Annotated in this window: 14 protein-coding genes and 1 pseudogene; 7 read left to right on the top strand and 8 right to left on the bottom strand. The window is 35.0% G+C overall.

Going from position 1 to position 18,271, the window contains the following annotated elements; translation table 11 throughout:
• Positions 1 to 199 precede the first annotated feature (199 nt).
• Positions 200 to 328: a hypothetical protein gene (locus QFZ87_RS12515; protein ID WP_309861749.1), complete on the bottom strand. Its 129-nt coding sequence runs from the start codon at positions 326 to 328 to the stop codon at positions 200 to 202.
• Between the two features lie 262 nt (positions 329 to 590).
• Here QFZ87_RS12515 and QFZ87_RS12510 point away from each other — a divergent pair, with 262 nt between their 5' ends.
• Both QFZ87_RS12510 and QFZ87_RS12505 read left to right on the top strand, forming a co-directional pair.
• Entirely contained in the window at positions 591 to 1,127 is a 537-nt protein-coding gene (locus QFZ87_RS12510) for a cupredoxin domain-containing protein (RefSeq protein WP_308083616.1), read from the top strand.
• A gap of 1 nt (position 1,128) precedes the next feature.
• The gene (locus tag QFZ87_RS12505) at positions 1,129 to 2,595 is read left to right on the top strand and encodes a cbb3-type cytochrome c oxidase subunit I (protein ID WP_309861743.1); all 1,467 of its coding nucleotides are present in this window, start codon (positions 1,129 to 1,131) and stop codon (positions 2,593 to 2,595) included.
• 146 nt (positions 2,596 to 2,741) lie between these two features.
• Here QFZ87_RS12505 and QFZ87_RS12500 read toward each other — a convergent pair whose 3' ends face one another.
• The gene (locus tag QFZ87_RS12500; protein ID WP_309861740.1) at positions 2,742 to 3,902 is read right to left on the bottom strand and encodes a cation:proton antiporter; all 1,161 of its coding nucleotides are present in this window, start codon (positions 3,900 to 3,902) and stop codon (positions 2,742 to 2,744) included.
• A gap of 188 nt (positions 3,903 to 4,090) precedes the next feature.
• A complete protein-coding gene (locus QFZ87_RS12495) occupies positions 4,091 to 7,498 on the bottom strand; it encodes a hypothetical protein (RefSeq protein WP_309861739.1) in 3,408 nt (1,135 codons plus the stop codon).
• A 210-nt stretch (positions 7,499 to 7,708) separates the two neighbouring features.
• Here QFZ87_RS12495 and QFZ87_RS12490 point away from each other — a divergent pair, with 210 nt between their 5' ends.
• Positions 7,709 to 8,191, top strand: coding sequence for a hypothetical protein (locus QFZ87_RS12490; RefSeq protein ID WP_309861737.1), 483 nt, complete (start codon positions 7,709 to 7,711; stop codon positions 8,189 to 8,191).
• A 48-nt stretch (positions 8,192 to 8,239) separates the two neighbouring features.
• On the opposite strand, the gene QFZ87_RS12485 is transcribed toward QFZ87_RS12490, so the two are convergent.
• Positions 8,240 to 8,752, bottom strand: coding sequence for an HD domain-containing protein (locus QFZ87_RS12485; RefSeq protein ID WP_309861734.1), 513 nt, complete (start codon positions 8,750 to 8,752; stop codon positions 8,240 to 8,242).
• Between the two features lie 114 nt (positions 8,753 to 8,866).
• Positions 8,867 to 10,825, bottom strand: coding sequence for a lipoteichoic acid synthase (ltaS, locus tag QFZ87_RS12480; protein ID WP_309861732.1), 1,959 nt, complete (start codon positions 10,823 to 10,825; stop codon positions 8,867 to 8,869).
• A 414-nt stretch (positions 10,826 to 11,239) separates the two neighbouring features.
• Between ltaS and QFZ87_RS12475 the strand changes: the two genes are divergently transcribed.
• The 3 genes from QFZ87_RS12475 (at position 11,240) to QFZ87_RS12465 (ending at position 13,542) form a co-directional block, all read left to right on the top strand.
• Positions 11,240 to 11,428 (top strand): hypothetical protein, encoded by a 189-nt coding sequence (locus tag QFZ87_RS12475; RefSeq protein ID WP_309861730.1) that lies wholly within the window; start codon positions 11,240 to 11,242, stop codon positions 11,426 to 11,428.
• Between the two features lie 95 nt (positions 11,429 to 11,523).
• The gene (locus QFZ87_RS12470) at positions 11,524 to 11,703 is read left to right on the top strand and encodes an H-type small acid-soluble spore protein (protein WP_309861727.1); all 180 of its coding nucleotides are present in this window, start codon (positions 11,524 to 11,526) and stop codon (positions 11,701 to 11,703) included.
• Positions 11,704 to 11,862: 159 nt separating this feature from the next.
• A complete protein-coding gene (locus QFZ87_RS12465) occupies positions 11,863 to 13,542 on the top strand; it encodes a putative bifunctional diguanylate cyclase/phosphodiesterase (RefSeq protein WP_309861722.1) in 1,680 nt (559 codons plus the stop codon).
• Positions 13,543 to 13,586: 44 nt separating this feature from the next.
• On the opposite strand, the gene QFZ87_RS12460 is transcribed toward QFZ87_RS12465, so the two are convergent.
• The 3 genes from QFZ87_RS12460 to QFZ87_RS12450 all read right to left on the bottom strand — a co-directional run bounded on the left by QFZ87_RS12460 (position 13,587) and on the right by QFZ87_RS12450 (position 16,154).
• The gene (locus QFZ87_RS12460; protein ID WP_309861720.1) at positions 13,587 to 14,732 is read right to left on the bottom strand and encodes an acyl-CoA dehydrogenase family protein; all 1,146 of its coding nucleotides are present in this window, start codon (positions 14,730 to 14,732) and stop codon (positions 13,587 to 13,589) included.
• A gap of 119 nt (positions 14,733 to 14,851) precedes the next feature.
• Positions 14,852 to 15,403 (bottom strand): RNA polymerase sigma factor SigX, encoded by a 552-nt coding sequence (gene sigX, locus QFZ87_RS12455; RefSeq protein WP_309861717.1) that lies wholly within the window; start codon positions 15,401 to 15,403, stop codon positions 14,852 to 14,854.
• Positions 15,404 to 15,500: 97 nt separating this feature from the next.
• Positions 15,501 to 16,154 (bottom strand): potassium channel family protein, encoded by a 654-nt coding sequence (locus tag QFZ87_RS12450; protein WP_309861714.1) that lies wholly within the window; start codon positions 16,152 to 16,154, stop codon positions 15,501 to 15,503.
• A 477-nt stretch (positions 16,155 to 16,631) separates the two neighbouring features.
• On the opposite strand from QFZ87_RS12450, the pseudogene QFZ87_RS12445 reads away from it, so the two are divergent.
• Positions 16,632 to 18,126 (top strand): annotated as a pseudogene (locus QFZ87_RS12445) (nitrate/nitrite transporter).
• Positions 18,127 to 18,271: the final 145 nt, after the last annotated feature.

Below are 18,271 nucleotides of genomic sequence, written 5' to 3'. Positions count from 1 at the left end.
AAAATTTTTTATATTAGAAATTATTCTAGTATTTTTTTTGGACAAAAGCAATAGAAATACAAAAAATATTTTTTCGCTTTAAAGCGGCATACCAAGTTAGTAGGAGATTTTAATTTAAAAATAAAAATGCCTTCTATCTAAATAGAAGGCATTAATAAATATATATAAGATTATGAATGGAGAAACAAAAATATGTGTTTTACCAATCGCGAGTATTCTCAAGTAATTGATCTATCTCAACAGTTTGTACTTTATAACCATTTTTCTCAGATGTTAGACCCGAAGTAGCTTCTAGTAATTTGTCGATATCAATAATAACGATTCCCATATCTAACCTCCATGGATTTTTGTTTTGAACCTATCGTTGATTCCTTTACCAAACGATTCGTCCATTCTCTATTAAACATGGGGGTCGTTTTATAAAAAATCCAAACTCCATATTTATGAACAAGTCCTTTTTTTAAAGATTACTAGTAAGGTATGATAAATTTCACTATTTTTTCACAAAAAGGGGTTTACAATGGGATTTGGAATCAGACAAGTAGTTGGGGGACTTCTTGTTTGATATTCATTTAACGGGAGGGGATTTTATGTACCAGTCTATTGCGTGGTACGCTACATTATTTTTCGTATTCCTCTTAGCACTTGCTTTTTCTTTTGTGTACGGGGAATCGAGAAAATTTAAAGAGTATGGACCAATTCAAGAAAAAGGCTACAAGATTCGTAAGTTCTATTTTCTTGGGTTACTAGCTGTAATGGGTTTTGCTTCAGCAATATCACTAAGCAAACTTCCTTACCATGATCAACATGCACATGCTGAAGCAAATGGTAAAGTTGTTGATGTGACAGGAATGCAGTTTAGCTGGATTTTAAGCAATGAGGACTTTGTAGTTGGAGAGCCTATACAGTTTCGTGTGACTAGTAAAGATGTAACACATGGTTTTGGACTTTATGATAGAGACCTTAAGCTAATCGCACAAACACAAGCTATGCCAGATTACACCAATACAGTTTCAATTACATTTGAAAAGCCAGGAACATATAAAATTCTATGCTTAGAGTATTGTAGTACGGGTCATCATGTAATGATGAAGGATATCATTGTTAAACCGAAAGGAGGTAAATAAAATGGAGAATTCCTCTAGAAATTACATAAAAAAAGGCGTGTCGTTATCCTTACTTGTTACCTCTGTTGTACTGGTACTTATGATGACTTTTGGCGTCATGATGTTATTAAATCAAGGAAATGTATTAAAAATTTCACCACAATTATTTTATAAAATTATGACCGTACACGGAACAGGAATGGTTGGTATTACAGCTTTAGGTGGAAGCGCAATCATGTGGTATTTTTTATCAAAGTATATTCATTTAAATCATAAGGTATTTTTTGCAAACCTCATCTTATCTTTAATCGGTGTGGTAATGATTCTTACAGCCATTTTTGTTTTTAATTTTTCTGATGGTTGGACCTTTCTTTATCCACTTCCATCCTTTTCAGCGAAAATTAATGGAACAACTGGTGCTTTACTATTTCTTTTTGGTCTTCTCATTTTAGGTGTTGGATATTTGGTTATGTATTTTTACTTAGCCGCTAGACTCATAAAAGAATTTGGAGGTTTAGGAAAATCACTTGGTTGGGATTATATTTTCAGAGGAAAAAAAGGATACGGGCCACCTGCTGCAGTGGTTGCGACAACTATGGTCATTATCGCAAATTCTACAGGTATTCTTGCAGGAGCTACTGCATTAGTAGAATCAATCTTAAATATTTTAAATCCAAATTTGACCTTCGATCCGATGTTAGCAAAGCATCTAACCTATGCTTTCGGTCATATTTTTGCCAATTGCACGATCTATATGGCGGTTATTGCAGTCTATGAAATCTTATCAGAGTATACAGGACGTCCGTGGAAATCAAATAAAGCCTTTTTGATTGCATGGAACTTCTCAACGTTATTCACGTTAATGATTTATACTCATCATTTATTAATGGACTTTGCAGTACCAAAATGGATGTTAATCATCGGTCAAGTTTTTTCATATGCAAATGGGTTACCGGTTATGGTTGTTACCGCATACGGCGCATTAATGATCATATTTCGTTCTGCTGTTAAATGGGATTTTGCGTCAAGTATGATGTTTTTAGCTATGTTCGGATGGGTGGCTGGTGCGGTTCCTGCCATTATTGACGCGACTATTGTTGTAAACCACGTTATGCATAATACTAAATGGGTTCCTGGACATTTCCACACGTACATGGGCATGGGTGTAGTTGCCATGATTTTCGGATTTATGTATTACTTTAATAAAACAGAAGGTACACAAAAGCAAACTGGGCTTGATAAATTTGCGATTTCAATTTACTTCTTATTCTTTACCGGAATTGCTGGCTCGTTTCTTTACGCAGGAAAAATAAGTGCCCCACGACGTTGGGCTGAACATTTACCAGAATGGACCGGTTCAGACCAAGTGGGAGCCCTTTGTGGTATCTTTGTCATTGTAGCCTCAATTATTTTTACCATTAGATTTTTCAATGGATTAAAAACGGTTGGTAAGCAAACAGACATCACAATTTCAAAAGCTGCCTCGTAAAAAAGTAGTAAAAAAGAGGCTGACTCATAAGGGGTCTGACACCACTGAAAAAACAATATCTAGACTAGATTTCACTTAGTTTTATCTAGATATTGAATTGTGGGGTCTGACACCTTTGCTTTTGAGTCAGCCTCTTTTTATTGTCCTCAAGCAGATGGCTTCATTTCTCTTACATCAGAACGCGTATTAAAAAAGTATTTCATCATTGGTGGAGTAACTATAGTAGTTATTAGGACGACAATAACTAAGATCGCAAAAAGTTCTTGGTTAATTAACTTGGTTTCAAGCCCGATTGTCGCAATAATTAAGGCGACTTCTCCACGTGAGACCATTGCAGCTCCAATCCCAAGAGAGCTTCTCCAAGGGAATTTTGCCATTCTTGCTCCTACAGCCGATCCCACCAATTTAGTTAAAATCGCTAGTACACTAAGCGCAATAATAAGACCTATGTGTTGCGTGATTCCATCAAAGCTTGCCTTTACGCCGATGGAAGTAAAGAAAACAGGTACGAAAATAGAATAGCCAATTGTCTCTACCTTTTCAAAAATTTCATGCTTGTAATTGGTCACGCTTATAGCTACTCCAGCAATATACGCTCCTATAATTGCCGCAACACCTGTTAATTCTGCTACATAGGCATACAAAAAGCAAATAATTAGTGCGGCTGAAATGAGGGATTCAGTTACCTTTAACGGAGCAAATTTCTTAAGGACCCACGGAACAATCTTCCAAGCTACTAAAATAGCTCCTCCAAAGAATAGTACCTTTTTAATAATGACCATACTTAAGTTAACGTCTCCACCTGCCATGCTCATTAAAAACGCTAAAGCGATAATGACAAGAACATCATCGATTACCGCTGCACCCAAAATGGTTATTCCTTCTTTCGACTGCATCTTATTTAACTCTTTAAGAGCTTGAACAGATATACTTACACTTGTAGCTGAGAGTAATAAACCTAAAAACATGGCCTCAATGTTTGTCATATTCATTACGATTCCAGCTATATAGCCTACAAATAAGGGTACAACTATCCCACTTACACCTACTAATGCCGAAGCTTTCCCAGATCGTTTGAACTCATTAACATCAGTCTCCAGTCCAGCTATAAACATTAATAAAATGACACCTATTTGACTTAATTCTTCTAACGTTTTTGTTTCTGAGACAAGTCCCAGCACAGCAGGACCTAAAACGATTCCAATCAACAGCTTACCTAAAACGGATGGCTGACCTAATTTTACACTAATGTCACCTGCTAATTTAGAGGCAAGTAGAATAATTGCTAATTCGAAAATTAATTCCATAATATCACCTTTCTTTTTTTGAAAATTAAAAAGAGTCTGTTTATTTTTAAACAGACTCTTTCCTTAAAACACAAAAAAAGTCTGTCAAACCAAAGGACATAGATATCCCTTGGTGACAGACTCCTCCAAGTACAACACTTATTTAATTAATTTCATTATATCAAACTTTTTTATATTAATCAACTTACTTAATCCCATTGCTTAATCTTATCAATTACCCTTTGCTTCAAGAAGGTAATAAAGGTTGATTCTCCTTTTTGAACTTTTTGTTTATGCCATTCATTAAAGCTTGCTATCGTTATTAAAATTAGCCCGGTGATTAGTAAATAGAACCACCATGGCATGTTGCCCCAGTACGGTCTTGTTTGGAGAAATACATTTAAAAGCAGGACCCCCGCTCCAACAAAGAAATAAGATTTTATTTGTAGGAACATCCCAGCAATCATCGATAGTAAGGAAAGGGAACCAATAATGATGGCGTCATAAATTGTATTGCTCGCTAATCCATCCTGTATTAATAAAATTGACACAATAATTAATACTGCCCATTGTAATATTTTCGACATCTCTGAATAGCGTCCTTTTAAAGTTTTTCGGATAAATATAATCAAAACAATAAAAGGAAGTACACGTACCTCTCGATCCCATAAAGGCGGAATATTTAATTCGTTTATTATTGCATAATATGGTTGAAGTAAATATGTGCCCCCAAGAATTGACATCACATAGGAAACAGCTGCAGGGACTCTTCTCCTTTGCATCCATAGTGTTAGCGCAATTAGAAATCCAGGTAAAGCATCACTCCAAAAATATTGTTTCTCCAAAAAGTACATACACCCAAAATATAAAAACGAAACGATTGTATACCCATCTAACTTTATTTCGTGAATTTTTTTACCATTTTCAAATAGCTTTTTATAGATCATATGACCACTTAAACTCATGATTATTCCTAATACGCCTACTAGAAGTATTTTAAACCATTCATTCATTTCAGTAAGGAAAACAAATTCCACTGTTGCTACAAAAGCTAAAAATAGTGGTATTACGCCTAGAATATCCCACTGAATCTTATGTAAATAAAACACGAGTAAGATTACATAGATACACGTTACTAGAAAAGCAACCAAGCCAAATGGGTAGGTCGAAAGCATACCTGTAACTCCAATAATGGAGAACGGGACGAAAAAATACATCGTACGCTTTTTATATAGTTCATTAGTAAGAAGTATAAACATGAAGATGATTCCGCTAGTAATAGGGAATTCATACAACCCATAATTGTGATTTAAAAAGGTGTTTATTCCTGTTGATACCACAACAAATAAGGATAGGAAACACGCATAAAGAGATCCTTTGATAACCCATTCCTTCGAAGAAACTCTAGTACTAAGTGCGTATACCAAGGTAGCCACCATAAAACCGATACTGGCATCAGATTGGTATACAACCAAAGTAAAGGCAAGGGCTAACGGATACAAAATATGCCCAGTCAATAAAAACGCACCTGCTAAGTTCCGGTCCTTTATTCTGTAAAGAAAGGCAATGAACAACAGGAGGACTGAACTGATTGACGGAATTAAAGAATCGACCACTCTAGCAAATGGAATAGTTGCATTTATGGTTTGAATAATTGAAAAATAAGCTAGTAATGTTGTCACACTGATTGTATATGGAATCCAGTTTGTTCGAACTTTTTTATATAGATAGCCGTACATTCCAATTCCCGCTACTAATACTAGAGGCTGCACCCATAATTCATTAATAGGATTCATTAATGAATGAAGTATGGCGATGGTATAAAGGACTGGTGCAACGTAAAGAGATTTTATGTTTATTTCCATTTCACCTATTCTATTCCACACAAATCTGGACCATAAGACAAGAAAGGCACCTGCAGCAAAATTAACTGCATAACCGTATTCTTCATAATAAACAGTAGAGTTAGAACATAACTCCTCCCCAAAAGCAACAACTGACAAACCAAGTGAGGATGGTACTATCCATACAGATAGTCCCTGTAATAAAATTCTTTTTTCCTTTTTATACAGGAGATAGGCAGCTACCACTAACAGGAGGAGAATAACCCCTAATTCCCACCAGAAAAAGAAAGCGACTGCGGCCAATATGGACACCCCCATAATGGCTAACCCCACATCTCTAGAAGCAATTTGTATGATTGTTAAGTACTTAGATAATGGTGCAATCCCAAATACCGTCAATAAGATAAAGCCTGTAAGTGAAAGACCTAACGAAAAGTTGACCATGTACAATGATTGAGCGCAATATGAAATAGCTTCGTAAATACCCGTTGCAACAAAGACTGAACTTAAATAAGGAAATAGCCATCTTGGATTATTGTAGGAAAGATAAGCAAAATTGACTGCAATAATAAAATACGCGAGCATAAGTACAATAGAAGGTTCTCCAGCTCTAAGTAGCATACCTTCTAAACTAATATAAATAAAGGCAAACCCTGATATCACTGCACTTGTATAATGAAAGACTTTTTCTAACTTAAATTTCCCATCAAGAGCCTTTGGAACAAACATTATACCAAGACCAATCAAAGCGTAGAAAATCTCTCCAAAATAGTCAAGGAAGCTATGTTCAATTAACTGATATGCCCCATAAACAATTAATACACTGAAAATAAAATGATATTCCTTTTTTCCACTGACATACATCATTGATAAATAAATGATTGCTGTCAGGAATAGATTGAAGCTATAAATAACTTCATTATTAAAGAAAAAAAGCATAAAAAGTGTACAAAGAACGAGATTAACCTGTACATACGGAACAAATTCTTTTGTAAATAGTCTTAAGGATTCTATTTTCTTTATCCGATGGTATACAAGTATAAGGACAGCATTAAAAATCATCATACCAAAATAGAAAAAATCAATTTCTAGCTTGCTACCTGCTAATAAAAATGCCACCCCAGCAGAAAATGATACATATGTGAACCATACAAACAATCTTGAGCCTAGATTCCTCGCGAAAAGTATGTAAATAATAATAGGCAAAAAACTTCCGAGCATTCCGAGAAGATATCGCCCTTCCCCATAAATAGATAAATAGGACCCTAAAAGGCCGAACCAACCCAGAGACAGAATAAATATTGGTAAGAATAAGCTACCTAAGACAATAAAGGCAAAGGCCGTTTTATCTATATGTAAGATTCGTTTCGCTAAGAAAGCAATCCCATAAAAAACTAGCGCAACAATAGCGATCGACCCACTCTTCATAAAGCTTGTCATTGACTCCCAATTACTCGTTGCGACAAACAAGCCTCCAATTAACAAGAAGATTACTCCCATATTTAATGACCAGGTAATATTCCTTTCACGAATCTCTTCTGGTGTTAGTGACTTTTTCACTTTTGGTGGTTTGGCTGGTACCTTTTGTGGAATAGGTGTACTTATTTCCGATACTTGCTGACTAGCCTCTGATTCTAACAAATCCAAATGATATTGATGATGAGCTTTCGCCACAGTATCTACAATCGCATCTGATAAATAACCCTTATCTTTTAAAGTGAATAATTCTTGTCTAAATATTTTTCTTTTTTCATCTCTTGTATTTGGCTCCAATTAACTCCCCCCATTTCAACCTCCCTATAAACAACTTAAGTATATAGGAATCCCTAATTTTTCCTTTAGTGTAATTTTACACTACTCATCGAATATTTTCCAATATATTCTCAAAAAATAAAATGTACCGTCAAATATTAAAAAAGTTTTACCTTTAACCAATAAATCTGTATGATTAAAAATATGTGAATTAACTAATGGAGGAAATGCATGCTTACATTTAATGAAAAATTAGCTATTATCGAATCTTTCCCTGAATTAGAAAGAAAGAATGTTTCTTTAGGAAGAATTAATTTTCAGTACCCAAATAGTATTTCTGATAAGAAGAATATTGTTTATCATTTACATCCAAATGGCAATGGCTTTATATATGCAGGACATTTAGATCAATATGATACAGATGAAAAAGGTTTGGTCAATATTCGTGATTTTACAAGTGATCAACTGCGCGAGATTTTAAAGGATTCTATACAAAGGTTATCACCAAATGAAAAAATTGAATTTGAGGAAGCAATCATAGGAGATTCGAATGACGAGGAACGCTGGGTAGATAGTGAAAACAATCAGCTAATAGTGATAAATGAAAATGATGCTTGGAATATTTACTTTGGGTTGAACCTTGATAATAGCTTTGATACCTATGAGGAAGCGGTAGAATTTTTGAAGGAAGAAGGATTTTCACGTAAAGGTTAAAACAATGAACAAAGGTCTGTGCTTGTACATTTTAAGCACAGACCTTTTTTATTCGTATTCCTTATCAATCATTTGATCTAAACGAAGAATACTTTGTTTCGCTCGTTCGTAATCAATTGTTCGATAATGATGGAGACCTCCTTCTTCTTCATCCTTTTCGTCTGCCCATTTTACAATCTGCTGAAGTGGGGTTCGCACAATATCGTTTGAAGGCAAAAAAGAATCAGTATGGAATAGTATGGACAGTGCAACGGTTTTCGCTTTAATCGGGTTTTCACCAAGCCGAATCAAAAGCTTATGAGCTCTTTCTGCCCCCTTAATGGCATGAATATCATTTTGTTTATACAAATCATAATCCCATTTTCCATTTTTATACCAAGTATAATGTCCCATATCATGGAGTAGTCCTGCTTTTACAGCAATATCCACATCCTGTTGATGCTCCTTTGCTAAATGGAAAGCATGATAGGCAACAGCAATTGCATGGGCAAGCCCAGAACGATTCAAATATTTTTGGGCGATATGATGGTTAAATATATTTAACAGGGTGACGTCTCTCATACGTTCCCTCCTTACTTTTGTAATATAGTATATTTTATTTAGTATATGAGAATCAACAATTCCTTGTTAATTATATAGAAAAAAGAGAGAAGAAAAAGTTTCTTCTCTCTTAGATTAATTATTTTCAGATGTTTTTACCGTTTTGCTTCCTTTTGGCCCTAAATATTCGTAGTCATTAGGATTGATTGGTGTGTAGCCTTGTGGCTTATAGAAGCGTAAAAGGTCTTTATAAACAATTTCATCGGACATTTGAAGTTCTGTATTCACTTTTTCACCAATGGCCTTACAAGAATCGTTTTTATCTAATAGGTCACCTGTTTCAAATGAATAACACTTTTCATTGATTTGAATGGCATCTGATGAAACAAAGTCACCATTTCTAAATGTAGCCCAATTGCGGTGTTCTTTCGATAATAAATCAGAACCAAACTCCATGTAATCCTTGGTATCTATACCTAGTAAATGAAGAAGAGTTGGACGAACGTCAACTTCACCACCGATTTGCTTTTGAATTCCACCTTTTACACCTGGAACATGAATAAACAATGGTACACGCTGTAATTTCGCATTTATAGCTGGAGTAATTTCGTCGACTCCAAGTACTTTTGCCATCGCATCATTGTGGTTTTCAGAAATACCGTAGTGGTCTCCATACATAACGATAACGGTATTATCATATAGACCAGATGCTTTTAAATCATTAAAGAATTGTTCAAAGGATTGGTCCATATAATGAGCAGATTGGAAATATTGGTTAACAACTGTATCTCCGTAATCTCCTGCCGGGAAGTCAGTATCTTCCGGATCCATTTCAAATGGGAAATGGTTTGATAATGAGATAAACTTTGTGTAAAACGGCTGTTTCATATTTTCAAGAATTGGCATCGATTCCTTGAAGAATGGCTTATCCTTCATCCCATAATTCTTGGTATTTTCATCTGACATGCTATAGTACTCTGCATCGTAGAATTGATCATATCCTAACGCTTTATACATGACATTTCGATTCCAGAATGTTTTATAATTACCGTGGAATACTGCTGAATTATAACCATATCCTTTTAAAATAGCAGGAGCGGCCTGAAAAGTATTCTGAGCTTTATTAACAAAAACTGCCCCTTGAGCCATTGGATATAAAGAGTTTTCCATCAAGAATTCCGCATCTGATGTTTTACCCTGACCTGTTTGATGGAAGAAGTTTTCAAAGTAAAAAGTATTGTTATCATGCGCTAACGAGTTCAAGAACGGTGTAACTTCCTGACCATCAGGCATTTTGTAATCAATCATAAAGCTTTGGAATGACTCCATTGAAATATATATAACGTTCATTCCTTTTGCCTTACCAAAATAAGCAGGATTTGGAGCTGCATAATTTGCTTTTCGGTAGTTCTCCACCTCAGTAATATCACTGCTGTCTGCTAATGCACGCTGAGATGATGACTTAATGTTTTGAATCACGTCATATATTGTAAAGTTATATGCACCTAAATATTTAACTAAATAGTTGCGGTCAAAAGATCTTGTAAGTAGCTGTGGACGATCCTTTTCAGCTAATCCAAGATTAAATAAGAATGTAGTGATTGAAAATAATAGAACAATCTTAAATGACTTTCTATTTGAAACTGTAACTTTTTTGAAAACTGTTAATGCAAGAGCAATCAAGATAAACATATCTGTAAAATAAAACACATCAAATGGGGACATTAACGACAGTGCACTATCACCAAGCTGTCCAGCATTTGTTTTAGTTTGCATTAATACAGGTACTGTAATGAAGTCATTAAAAAAACGATAGTATGCAATATTTGCATATAATAAGAAGGACAAAAGGAAGTTTGTGATAATCATGACAAGCTTTGTCCTTTTCTTAAATAAAAGTGCAATTCCAAAAAAGAAAAGCGCCGAACTAAGTGGGTTTATTAGTAATAAAAATTTCTGTAGGCTATTATCAATTCCTAGGTTAAATTCAATTTGATAAGCTGCATAAGTTTTAATCCAAAATAATACTACAGCAATAGCAAAAAATGTAATATGGCTATTTTTTAATTTTATAGGCAGTCTTATTTTATTCATTTCTCTACTCTCCTCTCACTTACCAATCATGCTCCGGTAAACGAACCTCAATTACTATATCATACTTTCTATAAAAATAAAAACATAAATTATGCCATTTTATGTATTTATTAACGCATAATTTACGCCATTATTTTTACGATTTCGACATTTTCAATCTTACATCCTTGGATTATACCCTTTATTTGATTTTCCCTTTTATCTTTATGTTAGACTCATGTTGGACATGACTCTTTTTCATATATCATCTATATATGACGAATGAAACTGTTAAAGGTTTCACAATTTTTTCGTTTTCTTTAAAACAGATTCTTCATTTGAACGATTAAGAGGAATCATTTCTACATATAATAAACCTCAAACGGTTGTGTAAGCAATATGAATTTAGACTTATCTTTTTAGGGGGATTGAAACATGCCTAGAATTAGGCCTGAATTTACAAGAAGTCCTTATTTTGTTGATGAACCGGGAAATTGGCATTTAAAACCGGGGGCACCAAAGGAACTGCAAGTGGAATTAGAGAATTATTTGTCCAGTTTGGAGGATGTGGATGAACCTGGAACAATAAATGGAATTCAAATTGATTATCCTTATTATCATTAATTATTCCTTTAAAGGAGTGTCTAATACAGTCCACCTTATATAATAGAAGAAAGCGGCTACAACACATTAAATGACTAAATAAAGGAGTGAATTCAATGAATGTTAATCGCGTAAAACAAATATTATCATCCTCTGCAGATATTGAAGTTAAGTATAATGGTGCCTCAGTCTGGATTGATCAATTAAATGAAGACGGGAGAACGGCTTCGGTCCACTTAAGAGGACCACTTGAAGAAAGGTCGACTGTTGAAATTGGAGAGTTAATAGAAGAGTAGATCCTAATGCCACCTGGTTTCAACTGGGTGGTATTTTTCATATTTGAATCTTATTAAAGATTTATGAACTTTTTCGTATACATCTTGTCATATGAAATGAACTAGTTCTATTATTAAAATATAATTTAAAAGGAAGTTTATGGGAGTGTATGTCGAAATATGACAATTAATAAGCGATGGTTTACCATTATCCTCATTTATCTAATTCCCCTTTTCTTAGACCAAACCAATCAATCTGAGGAACTTATTTGGCTTATCTATATTTTCCCTTCTGTATGGCTAGCCTTCTATTACGGCTTAAAAGGCGGTTTACATGCTGCATTTTTTGGAACCTTAATTCATGGTATAAACGAGTTTATTGAAATCGTTTACAAACATAATGTTTATTCCATGAAGGAGGTTTGGAGTTTAACCATACTTACCCTTGTTAATATCACGGTAGCGATTACCATTGGAAGGTTAGTTGATAAATTAAAATCCGAGCAACACTCCTTACAAAAAGTAATAGCTAAGATGGAGTATATGGCCTATCACGATTATTTAACTGGATTACCCAATCGATGGCATTTTGAGATGAATTTAAAAACTGCCCTAGAGAAGGCATCTAGGACAAATTCATTAGTTGCTGTCCTTTTCCTCGACTTGGATAGGTTTAAGTTAATAAATGATAGTTTAGGGCACGCTGTAGGAGATCAATTATTAAAGGACGTTTCAAAGAGGATTCAACTCACAATAATGGAAGAGGATTGTCTTGCGCGACAAGGTGGAGACGAATTCATTTTATTTTTAACAGGTTCCTCCACTAAAAAAGAGATTGAATCTATTGTATCCGCCATCCATCAGTCCATACAATTGCCTTTTAAAATTGGTAGGCAGGAATATTTTATTTCGTCAAGTATTGGAATAAGTATATATCCAACTAATGGGTCTGTATGGGAAGATTTAATTCAACAGGCAGACATTGCTATGTATACAGCTAAAGAAAATGGCGGTAATGGCTATCAATGGTATAACAGTGACATGCAACAAGAAATCCATGATATGGTTAAAATCGAAACGCAACTTAGGAAGGCATTAAAACAAAACGAATTCACTTTAAACTATCAGCCCTTGGTTGATATTAAAGATGGAAGGATATTTGGATTTGAAGCACTCATTCGATGGAACAATGCCGATTTAGGTATGATTCCACCCTCAGACTTCATCTCTCTCGCTGAAGAAATAGGTATGATTAGTCAGCTTGGTGAATGGGTGTTAAAAGAAGCATGTATTAAAGCAAAAAACTTTTCTAAAATATGCCGTGAACCTATTCAAATCGCTGTAAATATCTCTTCTAAACAATTTCAAGAAGATAACTTTGTAGAAATTGTTCAGCATGTACTATCAGAAACAAAACTTCCCCCTTTCCAGCTTGAACTTGAGATAACTGAAAGTGTTTCTATGGATAATATGGACACGGTTATTGCTAAACTTAATTCATTAAAAGAAATGGGTATTAGTATTTCCATTGATGATTTTGGTACGGGATATTCTTCTATCAGTTATTTAAAATATCTTCCTGTTAATACATTAAAAATTGACCGTTCCTTTGTTCAAAATATGTTAAATAACAAAAAAGACAGGGCATTAGTGGAAAGTGTTATCTCTCTTGCAAAAAGCTTCGGTTTTAATGTAATCGCAGAGGGTGTTGAGACAGAAGAACAATTAGAGTTATTAAGGTCCTTCGATTGTGGTTATGCTCAAGGATATTTATTCTCTGTGCCACTACCGATGAAGGATTTATATAGACTATTTGAAGAAAACAAGAAAAAAGTTAGTACCATTGAATATGTATCCTAGACTTGTATAATAACCAGCCGCTAGAAGAACGGCTGGTTTTATTACTAATCGAAAGTACTGTATTTTGCAAGTAATTGAATTGTTGCATCGTCCATAGGCGGATTATGGAGTCCTGCTCTAACATCACGGTAATACCTTTGTAACGGATTACTGATTGACAAGCTTCTTGCACCGACTATTCTCATAGCTAAATCAACCACTGAAATAGCTGTATTAGTAACGGTTAATTTGGCTGCTCCTAATGCTGGACCCAACTTGCTCCTTTCCGATTCATTTGAAAGATCCCATTGTTTAGCTACTCCATATAGAAAATATTCTGCTTGCATTAACTGTAATTCGATTTCACCTATTTTTTGTTGTATGTTTGGTAATTCTATAATTGCCCCAGTAATACTATTTGGAGTATAATCCTTTGCAAATTCAATCGCATAACGCTTGGCTGCTTTGGCGATACCAAGGTAACAGGCAGGGATATGGAGAAGCCACCCGTTTGCCCTCTTCCCCTCCATGACCAATGTTTCCACAAGAAACTCTTTTGGCACAACTACATCTTCAAGAATTAAATCATGACTTCCTGTTCCCCTAAGGGATATACTGTCCCACGTTTCATCAATTTTCACTCCATTTGTACCTCGGGGGATTAGAAAATTTCCTATATCATCGGAATCATTTATGGCAGCAGAAACTATAAAATAATCAAGAACAGGCGACATGGTGGTAAAAGTTTTTCTTCCATTAATGACCCAATTTTGATCTCTTTTTTCTGCCATAGTTTCTGGTTTACCACCACGAGTCGGACTCCCTGTCTTTGGTTCAGTTGCAGCGCTATTTATTAAAGCACCACCTTTTACACGTTCACATAGATATTTAAACATGCTCTCGTTCCATGAGTTCTTTTCATGAAGATTCAATATTATCCCCATGTGCCATCCGATGGAAAGCGCTGTGGCACCGTCACCCTCTGCTATTATTTCTTGTAAGCGAATAAATTCATAAAGAGATATTTCTTTTCCCTCATATTTAGCTGGAATTGTAAGTGTTGTGTAACCCGCATCTTTTAATTCCTGGATGTTTTCATATGGAAAACTTCCTTCTATATCCACCTGATGTGCCCTTGTTAGAAAATTTTTCGAAAGATTTCTCATGAGCTCCAATCGCTTTTCCATTGTATCCACCGTTCGAAAGTCCACGTCATTCCCTCCCATTTCTAATTTAAAAAGTATATATTTATATTTACATTACCATAAAATTCCCGTTGAGCTGTTTGAAAGCTACAAAAAAATAAAAAAGCAATCACGTGAATGCTTTTTCAGGAAATATATATATGTTTGTCACAAAATTCTTTTTCCCCTATCGTTACTTCCTCCATTAATTTCTTTATCTTTTTTAATGCACGATGTTGGGTGGTCTTTACTTTGCTCTCTGACCATTCGAGTGCTACAGCAGTTTCACTAATGGACATTGAATGGATATATCTCAAAATTAATACCAATCGATAATCAATAGAACATTTATCTAAACAAGAATAAAGGGTATGGATTTGTTCATTTTGAAGGGAAATTTCCTCAGGTAATGGTGCTAAATCTTTAAATTCATTTTTATTCCAATCGAACGAACTAATAATTCTTTTTTTCCAACCTGAATTCTTGCGAAAGGAATCAATGGCAACATGCCGGGCAATAGAGAATAGCCAAGTTTTTTCACTGCTCTTGCCTTGAAAAGTCCCATATGATTTGAATATTCGTATATATACTTCCTGTAAGAGGTCTTCTGCTTGTTCACGGCTATTAACTAAATAATATAGAAAAGAAAATAGGTCCTGATGATATTTTTCATAGAGCTCCTCAAATTGACCTGGCAAAAATTCCGCCCCCTTTCAATGCATAAGGCGAAATTTGGCCATTAAAAGTTACACTCCAGGGATAAATTTATTCTTTATCCATGTTTTTAATAAAAGATCATTCTAGATTTGCAAATTTTTCTAAATCACGGTTTTCTCCTATCACTACTAATACATCGCCATGATTTATGATCTGATCTGGTGATGGTGATATATTTATCTCATCTTCATGCCTGATAGCAATTACGCTTAAATTAAACCTAGCCCTTAAGTCTAGCTCTCTTAAAGTTTTTTCAATCATGTATTCAGGTATTTTCACTTCTTCAACACTATAGTTTTTTGAAATTTCAATGAAATTTAGTACCTTAGGTGACAGTAACTGATGGGCAACCCGCATACCCATATCTCTCTCAGGAAACACAACCCAATCGGCCCCTACCTTATCTAAAACCTGTCCATGAAGCTTATTTAAGGCTTTAGCAATTACCCGTTTTACTCCCAGTTCCTTCAAAAGTAAAACGGTGAGTATGCTTGCTTGTATATCGTTTCCTATAGCCACAACGACGGTATCAAAATTTCGTATACCGATAGATTTTAATGCATCTGCATCTGTTGAGTCCGCAATAACAGCATGAGTAACAAAAGAATGTGAATCTTCCACTCGCTCCTCATTTACATCGACACCTAACACTTCTTGTCCAGATTCAAATAACTTTTGGGCAATACTTATTCCAAATCTACCTAGACCAATTACCGCGTATTGATTAGCCATTTTCAAATCCCTCCTTGAACCCAACCTAAGAACATAAAGTAGATGGGTTATTTATACTACTTTTACCCTTGGAAGAATAAAATATTTAGCTGTGTTAAAGAAGATTGTTGATTTTTATCTCCTGTTGATTGGAGCGGAAGGCACGAAGACTCCTGTGGGAGTATGGTTCAGGGGAGACCCCGCAGGCGCAAGCGCAGAGGAGGCTCGCCGGAAACACCCACGGAAAGCGAAGTGCCTGGAGCGGAAATCGACAGGCAAGTGTAACAGAGCCAAATATTTAGCTCTTTGTTCACAGATACACAAAAAATGACAAAATATATTTTATTTATCAACTGCACATTATGTGTCATACCTCACTGTATTATTTAAAAAAGTGTTCTATAATACTGAAGAAAATTTTTCCATACCTAAAGACTATGCAAGGTAGACAGTATGTTTTGGCAATAATAAAATGGCAAGGAGTTAAGGGGGATAAATATGAATCAAGGAACAAAACAACTTTTTATTCAAACGGGAAGTCTTGTCGCAGGATTTATGGTTTGGGTGCTCATATCTTCGCTTATGCCTTATATAAAGGCAGATATACCACTCTCAACCACGGAAATCGCTTGGGCAACAGCGGTACCGGTTATACTCGGGTCACTCCTTAGGGTTCCAATTGGTTATTGGACCAATCGCTATGGAGCACGAATTCTTTTCACTATTAGCTTTATCGTTTTACTGATTCCTATTGCAATTATTAGTTACGCAAATTCATTATTCATGTTAATACTTGGTGGTTTTATGCTTGGAATCGGTGGAGCAGTGTTTTCCATTGGTGTTACTTCTCTTCCTAAATACTATGAAAAAGCTAGACATGGTTTCATAAATGGAATTTATGGAGCAGGAAACATCGGCACCGCAATTACCTCCTTTTCAGCACCAGTACTAGCCAACATGTATGGATGGAGAACTACCGTAAAGATTTTTCTAGTTATCATGTTAATCTTTACAGTAATCAATTTCTTTTTTGGAGATAGGAAAGAAAAGAAAGTAAACAATTCCTTATCTGAACAAGTGAAAGAAGTTTATAAAAATCCTAAACTTTGGTTTTTAAGTTTATTTTATTTTATTACGTTCGGTTCTTTCGTGGCGTTCACTATCTACTTACCGTCCTTCTTAGTCAATCATTTTGAACTAGATAAAGTTGACGCTGGTTTACGTACAGCCGGTTTTATAGCACTTGCAACCTTTTTTAGACCAGTAGGCGGATGGCTAGGAGATAAAATTAATCCTTTTCTAATCCTAATGGCGGTTTTTTTCAGTTTAACCTTTGCAGGTTTTCTACTGTCATTTACCCCATCCTTACCTATTTATTCCTTTGGGTGTTTGTTAGTTGCTTTTTTCGCCGGCATTGGTAATGGTGCTATTTTTAAGCTTGTACCATTTTATTTTTCAAAGCAGGCAGGCATAGTAAATGGAATTGTTGCAGCAATGGGAGGATTAGGTGGTTTCTTCCCTCCAATCATTCTGACTATTCTATTTGATTGGACTGGTCATTACGCAATTGGATTTATGTCCCTTTCCGAGTTTTCACTTGCAAGTTTAGTCATTGTTGTTTGGCTATACTATCAGGATAAACTAGATATTTCTGCAAAAATCGTAAACCATGCTGTTGACGGTATTTGCGTTACAGATATAAATGGAATAATTCAGAGCGTAAATCCGGCTTTTACAAGAATTACAGGTTTTAGCGAGGACGAAGTGGTTGGGAAAACACCTAGTGTCCTTCAATCCGGAGAACATGATAATGAATTTTATAAGCAAATGTGGAATCGTTTAAAAAACAGAAGGATTTTGGGAAGGATATATTTGGAATAAACGCAAAAATAATGAGATTTATAAAGAATGGTTAACTATTACTGCGATTAAAGATGATGTAGGGGAAACAAAAAATTACGTTGGTATGTTCAATGAAGAAAAAGAATCGTAACGGAACTATATGTGGTAAACAGAGAGATCTTCATAGATGAAGGTCTCTTTTGTTTTGGGTGATAAATTTTACAACTTTTTGTCAAACTTGCTGAGTTCACAGTTCCTTCACTATTTTTGTGACGAACGTCACAAAAATCATGTTA

This window comes from Bacillus sp. SLBN-46 (assembly GCF_031453555.1).
Taxonomy (GTDB): Bacteria; Bacillota; Bacilli; order Bacillales; family Cytobacillaceae; genus Neobacillus.
Note: the sequence above shows the minus strand (reverse complement) of the source record. Positions and strands in the feature narration are given on the sequence as shown.

What these genes read in the sequence shown, in the direction of transcription:
- QFZ87_RS12515 (WP_309861749.1), bottom strand. Translation starts at nt 328, where the DNA reads ATGGGAATCGTTATTATTGATATCGACAAATTACTAGAAGCTACTTCG.
- QFZ87_RS12510 (WP_308083616.1), top strand. Translation starts at nt 591, where the DNA reads ATGTACCAGTCTATTGCGTGGTACGCTACATTATTTTTCGTATTCCTC.
- QFZ87_RS12505 (WP_309861743.1), top strand. Translation starts at nt 1,129, where the DNA reads ATGGAGAATTCCTCTAGAAATTACATAAAAAAAGGCGTGTCGTTATCC.
- QFZ87_RS12500 (WP_309861740.1), bottom strand. Translation starts at nt 3,902, where the DNA reads ATGGAATTAATTTTCGAATTAGCAATTATTCTACTTGCCTCTAAATTA.
- QFZ87_RS12490 (WP_309861737.1), top strand. Translation starts at nt 7,709, where the DNA reads ATGCTTACATTTAATGAAAAATTAGCTATTATCGAATCTTTCCCTGAA.
- QFZ87_RS12485 (WP_309861734.1), bottom strand. Translation starts at nt 8,752, where the DNA reads ATGAGAGACGTCACCCTGTTAAATATATTTAACCATCATATCGCCCAA.
- ltaS (WP_309861732.1), bottom strand. Translation starts at nt 10,825, where the DNA reads ATGAATAAAATAAGACTGCCTATAAAATTAAAAAATAGCCATATTACA.
- QFZ87_RS12475 (WP_309861730.1), top strand. Translation starts at nt 11,240, where the DNA reads ATGCCTAGAATTAGGCCTGAATTTACAAGAAGTCCTTATTTTGTTGAT.
- QFZ87_RS12470 (WP_309861727.1), top strand. Translation starts at nt 11,524, where the DNA reads ATGAATGTTAATCGCGTAAAACAAATATTATCATCCTCTGCAGATATT.
- QFZ87_RS12465 (WP_309861722.1), top strand. Translation starts at nt 11,863, where the DNA reads ATGACAATTAATAAGCGATGGTTTACCATTATCCTCATTTATCTAATT.
- QFZ87_RS12450 (WP_309861714.1), bottom strand. Translation starts at nt 16,154, where the DNA reads ATGGCTAATCAATACGCGGTAATTGGTCTAGGTAGATTTGGAATAAGT.